At 77.4% G+C, this 12677-nt stretch carries 15 protein-coding genes; 11 read left to right on the top strand and 4 right to left on the bottom strand.

What is annotated here, in order from left to right; all coding sequences use genetic code 11:
• Positions 1 to 31 precede the first annotated feature (31 nt).
• Positions 32 to 520, top strand: a complete 489-nt coding sequence (soxR, locus tag FHN55_RS06290; protein ID WP_257570741.1) for a redox-sensitive transcriptional activator SoxR — start codon at positions 32 to 34, stop codon at positions 518 to 520.
• A 77-nt stretch (positions 521 to 597) separates the two neighbouring features.
• Here the strand turns inward: soxR and rpmB are convergent, their stop codons facing one another.
• Entirely contained in the window at positions 598 to 786 is a 189-nt protein-coding gene (gene rpmB / locus FHN55_RS06285) for a 50S ribosomal protein L28 (protein ID WP_109772534.1), read from the bottom strand.
• A 170-nt stretch (positions 787 to 956) separates the two neighbouring features.
• On the opposite strand from rpmB, the gene FHN55_RS06280 reads away from it, so the two are divergent.
• The 9 genes from FHN55_RS06280 to FHN55_RS06240 all read left to right on the top strand — a co-directional run bounded on the left by FHN55_RS06280 (position 957) and on the right by FHN55_RS06240 (position 8699).
• Positions 957 to 3248, top strand: a complete 2292-nt coding sequence (locus FHN55_RS06280; protein WP_139711404.1) for an ATP-dependent DNA helicase RecG — start codon at positions 957 to 959, stop codon at positions 3246 to 3248.
• 107 nt (positions 3249 to 3355) lie between these two features.
• Positions 3356 to 4618, top strand: coding sequence for an MFS transporter (locus tag FHN55_RS06275; protein ID WP_139711403.1), 1263 nt, complete (start codon positions 3356 to 3358; stop codon positions 4616 to 4618).
• Positions 4615 to 5214 carry a 16S rRNA (guanine(966)-N(2))-methyltransferase RsmD gene (rsmD, locus tag FHN55_RS06270; RefSeq protein WP_139711402.1) on the top strand — a complete coding sequence of 200 codons (600 nt, stop codon included), beginning with the start codon at positions 4615 to 4617 and terminating at the stop codon, positions 5212 to 5214. The genes FHN55_RS06275 and rsmD overlap by 4 nt, the downstream gene beginning before the upstream one ends.
• Before the next feature lie 9 nt (positions 5215 to 5223).
• A complete protein-coding gene (gene coaD / locus FHN55_RS06265) occupies positions 5224 to 5721 on the top strand; it encodes a pantetheine-phosphate adenylyltransferase (RefSeq protein ID WP_139711401.1) in 498 nt (165 codons plus the stop codon).
• A gap of 119 nt (positions 5722 to 5840) precedes the next feature.
• Entirely contained in the window at positions 5841 to 6434 is a 594-nt protein-coding gene (locus FHN55_RS06260) for a DUF177 domain-containing protein (protein ID WP_139711400.1), read from the top strand.
• Positions 6435 to 6436: 2 nt separating this feature from the next.
• On the top strand, positions 6437 to 6640 hold the full coding sequence (rpmF, locus tag FHN55_RS06255; protein ID WP_139711399.1) for a 50S ribosomal protein L32: 204 nt from the start codon (positions 6437 to 6439) through the stop codon (positions 6638 to 6640).
• Positions 6637 to 7437: a ribonuclease III gene (gene rnc / locus FHN55_RS06250; protein WP_139711636.1), complete on the top strand. Its 801-nt coding sequence runs from the start codon at positions 6637 to 6639 to the stop codon at positions 7435 to 7437. The genes rpmF and rnc overlap by 4 nt, the downstream gene beginning before the upstream one ends.
• Before the next feature lie 7 nt (positions 7438 to 7444).
• Positions 7445 to 8464, top strand: coding sequence for a bifunctional DNA-formamidopyrimidine glycosylase/DNA-(apurinic or apyrimidinic site) lyase (gene mutM / locus FHN55_RS06245; RefSeq protein ID WP_139711398.1), 1020 nt, complete (start codon positions 7445 to 7447; stop codon positions 8462 to 8464).
• A complete protein-coding gene (locus FHN55_RS06240) occupies positions 8457 to 8699 on the top strand; it encodes an acylphosphatase (protein ID WP_218974403.1) in 243 nt (80 codons plus the stop codon). The genes mutM and FHN55_RS06240 overlap by 8 nt, the downstream gene beginning before the upstream one ends.
• On the opposite strand, the gene FHN55_RS06235 is transcribed toward FHN55_RS06240, so the two are convergent.
• From FHN55_RS06235 to FHN55_RS06225, 3 genes are all read right to left on the bottom strand, one after another.
• Complete coding sequence (locus FHN55_RS06235) at positions 8680 to 9402, bottom strand: hypothetical protein (RefSeq protein WP_139711397.1); 723 nt, start codon at positions 9400 to 9402, stop codon at positions 8680 to 8682. The two genes, FHN55_RS06240 and FHN55_RS06235, sit on opposite strands and share 20 nt — an antisense overlap.
• A gap of 74 nt (positions 9403 to 9476) precedes the next feature.
• Positions 9477 to 10979, bottom strand: coding sequence for a helix-turn-helix transcriptional regulator (locus FHN55_RS23230; RefSeq protein ID WP_218974402.1), 1503 nt, complete (start codon positions 10977 to 10979; stop codon positions 9477 to 9479).
• Positions 10980 to 11134: 155 nt separating this feature from the next.
• On the bottom strand, positions 11135 to 11584 hold the full coding sequence (locus FHN55_RS06225; RefSeq protein WP_139711396.1) for a hypothetical protein: 450 nt from the start codon (positions 11582 to 11584) through the stop codon (positions 11135 to 11137).
• A gap of 221 nt (positions 11585 to 11805) precedes the next feature.
• Here FHN55_RS06225 and FHN55_RS06220 point away from each other — a divergent pair.
• A partial coding sequence (locus FHN55_RS06220; RefSeq protein WP_180357683.1) for a chromosome segregation SMC family protein occupies positions 11806 to 12677 on the top strand: 872 nt, incomplete at its 3' end.

The raw sequence follows: 12677 nt of genomic DNA, 5'->3' as shown, positions 1-12677 counted from the left end.
TCGAGGTCAAGGTGGAGCACAGGAGGTGGCCGTGGCCGCGCCGGAGGACCTGCTCTCGGTGGGGGAGGTGAGCCGGCGCACCGGCGTGGCGGTCTCGGCGCTGCACTACTACGAGCGGCGCGGGCTCATCGCCTCCCGACGCGCTCCCAGCGGACACCGCCGCTACCCGCGCCACATGCTGCGCCGGGTGTCGCTGCTGGTCATCGCCCGCCGGATCGGGGTCCCGCTGGACGACGTGGCGGCCGCCCTGGCCGACCTCCCGCCCGACCGCGCGCCCACGCGCGCCGAGTGGGCGCGCGTCTCGGAAAGCTGGCGCGAGGACCTCGCCCGGCGCCGGCGCGCCATCGAGGCGCTGGAGGCGCAGCTGGAGGGGTGCATCGGCTGCGGCTGCCTGTCGATGGACTCCTGCGGCCTGTCCAACCCCGACGACGCCCTCGGTCGAGGGGCCCGCGGGCCGGTGCGGGTGCTGCCCGACGCCGTCGGGTCCGACAGCCCCGACGGTGCCGACGGCGCTGTGTGAGGCGCCGTGGACGCAGCAGCGCCCGCCGGGCCGGAGCCGGGCGGGCGCTGCGGGTGCGGCTCAGGCCGCGGGGTGGTTCAGCGGGTGACCTTGCCGGCCTTCAGGCAGGAAGTGCACACGTTGACGCGCTTGGGGGTCACGCCGTTCTCCAGGGTGCGCACGCGCTGGATGTTCGGGTCGAAGCGGCGCTTCGTGCGGCGGTGCGAGTGGGAGATGGCGTGGCCGAACCCAGGGCCCTTGCCGCAGACGTCGCAGGTGGCAGCCACAGCTCTACTCCAGTGATCTCGAAGGCGTCTTCCTCGGCCGGGGGGCAGCTGGCGCCGGATGACCGACGGCAGGGCTGCGCGCGCCCAGCGGACGGTCAAGAGTAGCCGAAACCGGCGGGTGCTCTCGACCGGCTCCGCCGGTGTCGGGGGTCGCTGGCAGTCTGGCACCCGTGTCCCGGCTGTCGTCGCCGCTCAAGAAGGAGCTGGGTGACAAGAACGCCCAGGTCTTCGCCAAGACCCACGGTGTCACCACCGCGGGCGAGCTCGTCCTCGTGCTCCCGCGCCGCTACTACCGGCGCGGAGAGCTGACCCCGCTGTCGCAGCTGGTGGAGGGCGAGGACGCGACCGTCGTCGCCGAGGTGGTGCGCACCAGCACCCGCCCGCTGCGGCAGCGCGGCGGGATGATGGTCGAGGTGGTGGTCACCGACGGCCGCGACGAGCTGTCGCTGGCGTTCTTCGGGCGCACCAACCAGGTCGCCTACCACCAGGGCCGCCTGAAGTGGGGGAAGGCGGCGATGTTCTCCGGCAAGGTCCAGAGCTACCGCGGCCGCCTGCAGCTGGTGCACCCCGAGTACGAGCTCCTCCCCGGGGACCTCGACACCGTCATGGCGACCGACGCCGACGCGCTGCGAGCCCGCGCCGACGAGGTCATCCCCGTCTACCCCGCCTTCAAGAACCTCCCCAGCTGGAAGACGGCCAAGGCCGTCGCCACCGTGCTGGACACGCTCACCCCCGAGGACGTGCCCGACGTCCTGCCCTCGGGCGTGCGCGACCTCGAGCAGGTGCCCGGCAAGCTCGACGCCCTGCTCCACCTGCACCGCCCCACCGACCTCGAGCAGCCGCCCCGCGGGCGCCGGCACTTCGAGCTCGAGGAGGCCTACGTGACGCAGGTGGCCCTGGCCAGGCGCCGCGCGGCCCTCGCCGTCCTCCCCGCCACGCCCTACCCGGCTCGCGACGGCGGCCTGCTGGCCGCCTTCGACGCCTCCCTGCCGTTCGAGCTGACCGCCGGGCAGCAGGAGGTGGGAGGCGCGCTGAGCGCCGACCTGTCGCGCACCTCCCCGATGAACCGGCTGCTGCAGGGCGAGGTCGGCTCGGGCAAGACGGTGGTGGCGCTGCGGGCGATGCTCCAGGTGGTCGACGCCGGCGCCCAGTGCGCGCTGCTGGCGCCCACGGAGGTGCTCGCCCAGCAGCACGTCCGCTCGCTGACGCGGATGCTCGGCCCGCTCGCGGCCCACGGGCTGCTCGGGGGAGCGGTCAGCGGAGGCCCGCAGGTCCAGGTCCGCCTCCTCACGGGCTCCCAGTCCACGGCCGACCGGCGGGCGGCGCTGCTCGACGTCGCCAGTGGGGACGCGGGCATCGTCATCGGCACCCACGCGCTGCTGCAGGACGCCGTCGACTTCTACGACCTCGGTCTCGTCGTCGTCGACGAGCAGCACCGCTTCGGGGTGGAGCAGCGCGACGCGCTGCGCGCCAAGTCCGGCGTGCCGCCCCACGTGCTCGTCATGACGGCCACGCCCATCCCACGCACCGTGGCGATGACGGTCTTCGGGGACCTCGAGGTCTCCACGCTCACCGAGCTGCCCGCCGGCCGTCAGGGCATCACCACCGCGGTGGTGCCCGACTGGCGCGAGAACTACGTCGACAGGTGCTGGCAGCGCGTCCGGGAGGCCGCGGACGCCGGCCACCAGGTGTACGTGGTCTGCCCCCGCATCGGGGAGGGCGCGGAGGACGACGACGAGGGCGTGCTGTCCGCGCCCGACCCCGGTGAGCGCGCCGAGCGCTCCCAGCCCGGCGGGGAGGAGGGGCAGCTCTTCGGCGGGGCCCCGGGCGAGGACGAGGAGGGCCGCCGCCCCCCGCGTGCGCTCTACGAGGTCCTGGCCGAGCTGCGGGCCCGGCCCGAGCTGGCGGGGCTGCGCCTCGGCACGCTCCACGGGCGGATGCGCCCGGACGACAAGGACGCCGCCATGCGCTCCTTCGCCGCCGGGGAGCTCGACGTCCTCGTGGCGACCACCGTCGTGGAGGTCGGCGTCGACGTCCCCGGGGCCACGGTGATGGTCATCGTCGACGCGGAGCGGTTCGGCCTGTCCCAGCTGCACCAGCTGCGCGGGCGCGTCGGCCGGGGCGACCAGCCGGGCCTGTGCCTGCTCATGACCGGGGCGCAGGAGGACGAGGCGGGCCTGGGGCGCCTGAAGAGCTTCGCCGAGACCACCGACGGCTTCGCCGTGGCCGACCTCGACCTCGCGTCCCGCCGGGAGGGCGACGTGCTGGGCGCCGCGCAGTCGGGTCGCAACAACTCCTCGCTGCGGTACCTCAGGGTGCTCGGCAACGAGGACCTCATCACCCGCGCCCGCCGCTACGCCAGCGACCTCGTCGCGTTCGACCCCGAGCTCACCGACGCCCCCCGCGTGAGGGAGGCGCTCGAGCGGCTCGAGGAGCGCGAGGCCTTCGTCGAGCGCGGCTGAACCTGCTGGCCGCAGCGGTCGGTGCGCCCTACGATGTCCTCGACAGAAGCTCAGGGATCCGTGCGTCCTGTGGTGGGGAGGCGCACACGTCCCTTGGAGCACGTCTCGTGAGCCTCACCGCCTCCTTCGCCCCCTACGCAGAGCTGCACCGGGCGGCCGGCACCCCCTACCTCGTCACCGCCTTCTCAGCGCGCCTGCCCATCACGCTCGTGCCGGTCTCCGTGCTGGCCGCGGTCACCTCGGGCACCGGGTCCGTGGCGGTGGGCGGCCTGGCGGCCGCCGCCACCTCGGTCGGCGAGGCCGTCGGCGGCCCCACCCTGGGCGCCCTCGCCGACCGGCTCGCCCGCCGCGGCGGCCAGCGGCCGGTGCTGCTGGCGGCCGCCGCGGTCAACGTGGCCGCCCTGCTCGTGGTGGCCACCGGCGCGGGGCTGCTGCCCGTGCCCCTGCTCCTGCTGGCCACCTTCGCGGCGGGGTTCGCCATGCCGCCCATCGGCTCCTTCTCCCGCGCCCGCTGGATGCGGCGCACCCCGGCGCTGGTGCCCACCGCGATGGCGGGGGAGAGCGCCGCCGACGAGGTGGCCTACGTCCTCGGCCCGGCCCTGGCCGGTGTGGTGGCCCTCGTGGGGTCGCCGGCGACCTCCCTGCTGGTGGCGGCGGCGCTCGTGGCGGTCGCCGTGCCGGCCTTCGCGCTGCACCCCAGCGCGACGACGCCCACGGGCAGCGCCGCCGCAGACGGCGGCGGCGCGCGCACCGGGTCGCGCGCCAGCGGTGAGCTCTTCCGCCGCCTCGCCGTCGTCATCGCCGCCGCGGTGGGCATGGGCCTGTTCTTCGGCGGCGGCCAGACCACGCTGACAGCCGCCGCGCAGGAGGCCGGCAGCATCGGCGCGGGCGGGCTGCTGGTGGCCGCCATGGGCGTCGGGTCGGCGTTCACCGCGCTGGCCATGGTCGCGGTGCCCGAGCGGGTCTCGCTGTCGGCGCGGCTGGCGACCGCGGCGGGCGTGCTCCTCGTCGGCATCGCGACGATGGCCGTCTCGCTGGCCCTGACGCCCTCGCTGCTGGCCCTGGCGGCCGCCACCGCGCTGGCCGGCCTGGCCGTGGGGCCGGCCATGGTCACCATCACCTCCATGGCCGCCGAGCGCAGCACCGCCGCCAGCGGCGCCACCGCCATGACCCTGGTCGGCAGCGGCATCGTCGTCGGCGTGGGCAGCGGCGCGGCCGCGGCCGGGTGGCTCGCCGAGCACCACGGCGCGCTCCACGCGACGGGCGTGCTCGCGTTCGCCGCGGCGGTCCTCCTGGCAGCGGCGGTCGCCGCGGGGCGCGGTCGCGCCCGGCGGTCCGCCGAGCCGGTCGTCCAGGAGCCGGCGGCGTGACGCGGATCGTGGCCGGCGCCGCGGGCGGCCGGCGCCTGGAGGTGCCCAGGGGCGCCACGCGCCCCACCTCCGACCGCGTGCGGGAGGCCCTCTTCTCCCGCCTGGAGCACGAGCGCGACCTCGCCGGCGCCGCCGTCCTCGACCTCTTCGCCGGCTCCGGCGCGCTCGGGCTCGAGGCCGCCAGCCGCGGCGCGGACCGCGTGCTCCTGGTCGACTCGGCGCCCGCCGCCGCCGCGGTCTGCCGCCGCAACGCCGCGGCCCTCGGCCTGTCCGGTGTCGAGGTGCGCGCCGCGACGGCCGCGTCCGTGCTGGCGGCGGGCGCGACCGCGGCGGGCTTCGCGGGGGGCGCCGACGTCGTCCTCGTCGACCCGCCCTACGACCTCCCCGAGGACGCCCTGGCGGGCCTGCTGGCCGCCCTGGTCGAGCACGGGTGGCTGGCGCCCCTGGCCCACCTCCTGGTCGAGCGCTCGACCAGGAGCCCGGAGCCGTCCTGGCCGGACGGGGTGGTGGGCCTGGGGCAGAAGAAGTACGGCGAGACCGCTCTGTGGTGGGCCGAGCCCGCCGAGCCGGCAGAGCCGGAAGCGACCCGGCCGTAGGGTCGCCGCGTGCACACCCCCACGCGGTGCGTCTGCCCCGGCTCCTTCGACCCGCCGACCCTGGGGCACGTCGACGTCGTCACCCGCGCCGCCGCCCTCTTCGACGAGGTGGTCGTGGCGGTCCACGTCAACCCGGCCAAGACTCCGCAGTGGGGAGCCGACGAGCGGGTGGAGGCGCTGCGGGAGTGCCTCGACGAGGCCCTGCCGCCGGACGTCGCCGGCCGCGTGCGCGTCGAGGCCGTCGAGGGCGGGCTCCTGGTCGACCACGTGCGCTCGGTGGGCGCCACCGCCGTCGTCAAGGGGCTGCGGTCCGCCACCGACGTCGAGCACGAGCAGCCCATGGCCCTCGTGAACCGCGACCTCGCGGGGGTGGAGACGGTGCTGCTGGTGGCCGACCCCCGGTGGGGGCACGTGTCCAGCTCCCTCGTGCGGCAGGTGCACGCCCTGGGCGGTTCCGTGGCGCCGTACGTGCCGCCCGCCGTGCTGCGCCGCCTGGCCGCCGGCTGAGCGGGTTGGGGGCACGGCCCGCCACCAGGTAGGCTCGACCCTCGGTCTGCAGGCTGCTCGCGCGCGCTGAGCGCGGCGAGCGGAGCGGGCCGTGCTCGGACAGCGAAGGCAGAAGGACGATGGAACACCTCGACGTGCGCTCCCCGTACGTCGTCGACACCCGCGAGCTGGGTCGACGGCCCGGGCTCTCGCACCCCCTCACCCGCACCGTCCCGGCGCCGGCGCACCTCGGCACCGAGGTCATCGGCGTGGCCGAGGGCAGCGACCTCCAGCTCGACCTCCTCCTGGAGTCGGTCGTGGAGGGCGTCCTGGTCTCCGGCACCGTGCACGGCGAGGCGACGGGGGAGTGCGTCCGATGCCTCGACCCGGTGCAGCGCTCGGTGGACGTGCGCGTCCAGGAGCTCTTCGCCTACCCGGGCAAGTCCTCCGCCGAGGACGAGGACGTGCTCGAGCTGCAGGGGGACCTGCTCGACCTCGAGCCCGCCCTGCGCGACGCCGTCGTGCCGTCGCTGCCGTTCCAGCCGGTGTGCACCGTCGACTGCCCGGGCCTGTGCTCGCAGTGCGGCGCCCGCCTCGCGGACGACCCGCTGCACGGCCACGACGACACCGACCCCCGCTGGGCGGCGCTGCGACAGCTCGCCGCCTCCGCGGACAGCACCAACACCACCCCCACCGACGAGCGGCCCGCCGGGCCGGAGAACCCGAGGAGCTGACCGTGGCGGTCCCCAAGCGCAAGATGTCCCGTTCCAACACCCGTCACCGCCGTTCGCAGTGGAAGGCGGCCCCCCTGACGCTGGTCGCCACCTCGCGCGGCAGCGGCACCGAGTACTCCCTGCCCCACACCGCCCGGGTCGTCACCGACGCCGCCGGCACCCCCCTGTACCTCGAGTACAAGGGCCGCAAGGTCAAGGACCTCTGACGGCCCGTCGCCGTCGGCCCGTCGAGCCGCCGCGCGACCAGGTCCACGCACGCCTGCTGGAGCAGCTCGGCCTCGCGGTCGAGGTCGAGCTGCTCGAGCGCGCTCTCGTCCACCGCTCCTGGTCGTACGAGAACGGCGGCGTGCCGACCAACGAGCGGCTGGAGTTCCTCGGCGACGCCGTCCTTGGCCTCGTCGTCACCGACGAGCTGTTCCACCGCCACCCCGACCTCCCCGAGGGGCGCCTGGCCAAGCTCCGCTCCGCCGTGGTCAACATGCGCGCCCTGGCGAGCGTGGCCCGCGCCCTCGACCTCGGCTCCGCCGTGCGCCTCGGCCGCGGCGAGGAGGCCACCGGTGGTCGTGACAAGGACTCGATCCTCGCCGACACCACCGAGGCCGTGATCGGCGCCGCCTACCTCTCGTGCGGCCCCGACGCCGCCCGCGACCTCGTGCTGCGCCTCGTGAGCCCGCTGCTCGAGGTGTCGGCGGAGCTGGGCGCGGGCCTGGACTGGAAGACGTCCCTGCAGGAGCTCGGCGCCGCCCACGGCCTGGGTCCGGTGGAGTACCTCGTCACCGAGGAGGGACCCGACCACGCCAAGACCTTCGCGGCCGAGGCCACCTTCCCCGAGGCGCCCGCCGACGACCCCCGCGGCCCGGCGCCGCGCGGCCGCGGCGAGGGCCGCAGCAAGAAGGAGGCCGAGCAGGAGGCCGCCGCGTCCGCCTGGCGCGCCCTGCACGCCGAGCGCGGCGCGACCCCGGCCGCGCAGCCGCTGGTGCAGCCCGTCCCGCAGGACGCCTGAGCGCTCCGTGCCCGAGCTGCCCGAGGTCGAGGTGGTCCGCCGCGGTCTGGCGCGCTGGACCACCGGCGCCGTCGTCGACGCCGTCGAGGTGCTGCACCCCCGCCCGGTCCGCCGGCACCTGGCCGGACCTGACGACCTGGCGGCGCGCCTGTCCGGCGCCCGCGTGGACGACGTGGTCCGCCGCGGCAAGTTCCTCTGGTTCGAGCTGGACACCGGCGAGGCGCTGCTCGCGCACCTGGGCATGAGCGGGCAGCTGCTGCTGGAGCCCCCGGACGCCCCGGACGAGAAGCACCTGCGGGTGCGGCTGCGCCTGTCCGACTCGGACGGCGCGGGCGGCGCCGGTGCCCTGGAGGGCCGCGAGCTCCGCTTCGTCGACCAGCGCATGTTCGGCGGTCTCGCCGTCGTCGACCTGGTCCCCACCCCGGACGGCCTGCCCGGCGGCACGGGCGGCCTGGCCCCGGTGGCCGCTGAGGACGACGACGCCCCGGGCGGGCCGCAGCGCCTGGGCAGGCCGTCGAGCGCCCGCGTGCCGGAGGGCGTGGCGCACATCGCCCGCGACCCCTTCGACCCCCACCTCGACGAGGACGCCCTCGTGGACCGCCTGCGCGGTCGGCGGACCGGGGTGAAGCGGGCCCTGCTCGACCAGGACCTGCTCTCCGGCGTCGGCAACATCTACGCCGACGAGGCGCTGTGGCGGTCGCGCCTGCACGGCGAGCGCCCGGCGTCCGGGCTGACCCGGCCCGCCGCGCGGCGGCTCCTCGGCGACGTCCGCGACGTCATGGCCGAGGCGCTGGCCCAGGGCGGCACGAGCTTCGACAGCCTCTACGTCGACGTCAACGGCGCCTCCGGCTACTTCGAGCGGGGCCTGGCCGTGTACGGGCGGGAGGGCCGTCCGTGCCCGCGCTGCGGGGCGCCGGTGCGCCGCGAGGCGTTCGCCAACCGCTCCTCGCACTCCTGCCCGGTGTGCCAGCCGCGCCCGCGCGCCGCGGCGCAGCCCGCCCGTGCCGGTGCGGGGTCCCGTGGCTGAGCTGCGCGCCGTGGTCAGCGGCGTCGTCCAGGGCGTCGGCTTCCGCTGGTGGACCGCGCGCCGCTGCGAGCAGCTCGGCCTCGACGGCGGCGGGGTGAACCAGGCGGACGGCACGGTGCTGGTGCGCGCCCGGGGAGGGTCCGACGCGCTGGAGCAGCTGCTGGGCGACCTGCGCGAGGGCACCGCGGGCAGGCCCGGCACCGTCGACGAGGTCGTCAGCCAGCTGCAGGGGTGAGGGCCCGGGCCGCCGAGGCCGCACGCAGCGCGCTCAGCCCCAGCGACAGCAGCACCACCACCTCGACCACCGCGAGCGCCGGGCCGGCCGCCGCGGGCAGCGGCACCGGGAGGGCGGTCAGCACGGCCAGCGCGACCGGGGCAGCGGCCAGCCACCACGCGACGACCCGCCCGCGCCACAGCGCGAGGGACAGCAGGAGGACCCCGAGGGCTCCGGCCAGCGACCCGGCCAGCGCGGGGACGTCGACGGGCAGGGGGTGGGCCGCGAAGGCCGCCATGGCCGCCGCGCCCGCGCCGGGCGGGAGCACCCCGTCGGCGGTGGCGTACCACCAGGCGACGCCCTCGGCCCCGACGGCCACGCAGAACGCGAGACCTCCCAGCGACGCGAGGACGCCGCCCACCGCGGCCAGCACCGAGCCCCGGCCGGGGCAGGCCGCACCGACGAGCACCGAGAGCCCGGTCAGCGCCAGGGCGACCCCCGGGCCTCCGACGAGGGCGTGCATGAGCAGCCAGGTGCCCGGCCCGTGCGAGCGGACGTCGGCCACGTCGTAGACGTGCTGGTCCAGCGGAGGGTGCCAGGCGAGGAACGCTGCGCGGGCCAGCACCGCCACGACGAAGAGCACCGCGACGGCGAGGAGTGCGGGGTGCGGGCGCGGCGGGTGGGACGCGAGCTGGTCGGGCTGGGCGGAGGTGGCTGCAGGCACGGGGGCTCCTCGGAGGCGGGGTCGGCACCGCCGACGGTGCGCCGCGGTCGCCCGGAGCGCATCGGTGCCAGCACCTAGCCCGCGGCCCGCCGCCCGGTGTGCTGGCCAGCGCCGTGCTCGAGCCACATCCGCGCCGCCACGACGCGGCGGTTGGCGCCGTCGGCGGGGTCCAGGCGGAGCCGGGTGAAGGCCGACCGGAGGTGCGCCTCCACCGTGCGCGGTGAGATGCCCAGCTCGGCGGCGATCCCGGCGTTGCTGGCGCCGGAGGCCAGCACCGAGAGCACCTCCCGCTCGCGGGGCGTCAGCTCCTCCCAGCCCCGCGGCGCGGGAGCGCGGGCCGCCGGCGCCGCGGGGACCGGCTCCCGGGCCCCGGCGTGCGCGGCCACGGGCCCCGGCGGCGGGTCCGCGAGCGCAACAGCCGGTCCGGCGTCCGGCGGGCCGGACGGACGCGCCTCCTCCAGGAGCGCGGCGGCCCACCCGGACGCCCTGCGCCACGCCTCGAGCCCCGCGGCGGCCAGCAGCGCCACCGCACCCACCAGGAGCAGCAGCGGTGCGCCGTCGAGGAGCGCCGCGAGCACCACCCCGGCGGCGAGCACGGTGAGCACCACCACGGCGCCGGCCGCGCACCGGGCCGCCAGGAGGGCAGCGCCGGGCTGGCCGCCGCTGGCAGCCCCCACCCCCGCGCACCCCGCCCACACCCCGGTGGCGAGCGCCACGAGGAAGCCCGTGCTGCCCACCGAGGGGTCGACCCCGCCGGGGTCGCGGGCGACGGCGAGCAGCAGGCACACGGCCACCACGAGCACCGGCGTCGACGCGCTGAGGGACAGCAGCAGCGCCTGCGAGCGGTCCGCCCCGCGGCGACGGGTCGCCGCGAGGGCCAGCAGCGCCGGTGCGGCGAGCAGGGCCGTCCCCAGCACCGCCGAGGCGGCGTCCAGGGCACCGCCTCCCGTGACCGCCCAGGCCGAGGGTGCCGCCGGCGGCACCCCGTCGAAGGGGTCGACGGGGCGCTGGAGCACGGCGGTGGCGGCGGTGGTGACGGCACCCCCGGCGAGCAGGACGAGGACGAGGGCACCGGTCGCCCGTCCACCCGCTGCGCCGCGGGGCGGTCCGCCGAGGCGGGGAGGGGACGCGGCGCGCAGCAGTGCGAGCGGCGCGGCGGCCGTGGTGACCAGCGGCGGGAGCCAGGCAGCGCCCCACAGGGCCGCCAGCACGGGGGCGGCGCCCGGTACGAGGGCACCGGCGGCCGACGCCGCGGCCGCCGCTCCGAGCAGCGCGTAGACCAGCAGGCCGGCGCCCCCGGCGGTGACGAGCGCCGCTGGGGCCCCGTCGGCCCGCGCTGCTCCCCGCGGTGCCCTCCGACCCCCGGCGAGGAGGGTGAGCCCCGCCACGAGCAGGGCGCCCAGCCCCGCCGGGTGGACCGGGAACGCCGTCGACCCCGCCAGCGCCGACGCCAGCGCCAGCGCGGCGGCCAGCGCCGCGGCGCCCAGGCCGAGCAGCAGGACCACCGCCCCCGCAGCGGTCGGCCGGGCGGGCGCCGCCGCGGCGCCGTCCGGCGCGCGCGTCGTCGCCGTGGCCACGCGTCGATGGTGCCCGCCCGCCGACCGGCTGACCAGGTCCCCGCCGGACCTGGTCCGAGGGAAGGGCGGCCTGCTGACCGCTGCTCGACGGGCTGCGCGGCCTCACCGGCCGGCGGCCCCAGGGCCCGTCGCTCCTGTCAGACCCGTCAGACGAGTCAGGCGCTCACCGGCTCGTGCGCGGCCACCGCGGGGCGCACGGCGAGCCAGCGCTCGCGCACGCGCTCGGCCACCTCGGGGCCGTGGCGCAGCTCGACGTGCCGCAGGACGTGGCACGCGTGCGCCGTCCTCAGCACCAGGCACCCCGTGGGGCCGTGGCGGGTCCACTCCACGGCCGTGACCGCGGTCAGCGGCAGGTCGGCGCAGCGCGCGGGCGCGGAGCCCCGCGGCTCGGCGGCCAGCACGGCGCGGGTGTCCGTCACGGCCAGCACGGCGCGGGCGTCGCCGACCGCGCCCACGAGCAGCTCGTGCACCTGCTCGCCGACGGGCAGGTGCCCGTCGAGGACCCTGTGGAGGGTCCGTCCGGTCACCCACAGGTGCTCCCGGTTGCGCACGTCCAGCAGCTCCGGGTGCTCCTGCTCGGCGCGCCGGTCCAGGCTCCAGCTCATCGTCCCCGCCTCCCGAGGTGTCGTCTCGTCCAGCGGCCCGGGACGGCCCCCGGGTCGATGGTGATCGTGCTCCTGGGCAACCGGTCGCACCAGCCCCGAGAGGGGTCTGAGCACTGGGAGCTGCCTGGGAGTCGCCTCGGAGCGCTCCCAGGTCCGGCGGAGGAGGTGCGGTGGCCCGCGAACGCGCCTCGGGCGTCGGACCCGCCCGCTAGCGTCGGGGGGTGCACCTCAAGACGCTGAGCCTGAAGGGCTTCAAGTCCTTCGCCTCCGCGACCACGCTGCACCTCGAGCCCGGCATCACCTGCGTCGTCGGCCCGAACGGGTCGGGCAAGTCCAACGTGGTCGACGCGCTCGCCTGGGTCATGGGGGAGCAGGGCGCGCGCTCGCTGCGCGGCGCCTCCATGCAGGACGTCATCTTCGCGGGCACCGCCGCCACCCCGACCAGCCCCGGGCGGCCCCCGCTGGGGCGCGCCGAGGTGTCCCTCACCATCGACAACGCCGACGGCGCGCTGCCCTTCGCGGCGCCCGAGGTGACGATCACCCGCACGATGTTCCGCTCGGGCGGCAGCGAGTACGCCATCAACGGCACGCCCGCCCGCCTGCTCGACGTCACCGAGCTGCTCTCCGACACCGGGATCGGCCGGGAGATGCACGTCATCGTCGGGCAGGGCCAGCTCGACGCCGTGCTCCACGCCACCCCCGAGGAGCGCCGCGGCTTCATCGAGGAGGCCGCCGGGGTGCTCAAGCACCGCAAGCGCAAGGAGAAGGCGCTCCGCAAGCTCGACACCATGCAGGCCGGGCTCGTGCGCCTCACCGACCTCGCGGCCGAGGTGCGCCGGCAGCTGGGCCCGCTGGCCCGCCAGGCCGACGCCGCGCGCCGCGCGCAGACCGTCCAGGCGGAGGTGCGCGAGGCGCGCTCGGTGCTGCTCGCCCACGACGTCGCCCTGGCCCAGGCGGCCCTGGAGGCGGACCTCGCCGACGAGGCCGCCGCGAGCGCCCGCAGGGCCGAGCTCGAGCAGCGGCTGGCCGCCGCCCGCGCAGCGCTGGCCACGGCCGAGGCCGCCGAGCGCGCCGCCGCCGCCCGGCTGGCCCC

Source organism: Streptomyces sp. NP160 (assembly GCF_006335115.1).
In the GTDB taxonomy this organism is placed as follows: Bacteria; Actinomycetota; Actinomycetes; order Actinomycetales; family Quadrisphaeraceae; genus Quadrisphaera.
Note: the sequence above shows the minus strand (reverse complement) of the source record. Positions and strands in the feature narration are given on the sequence as shown.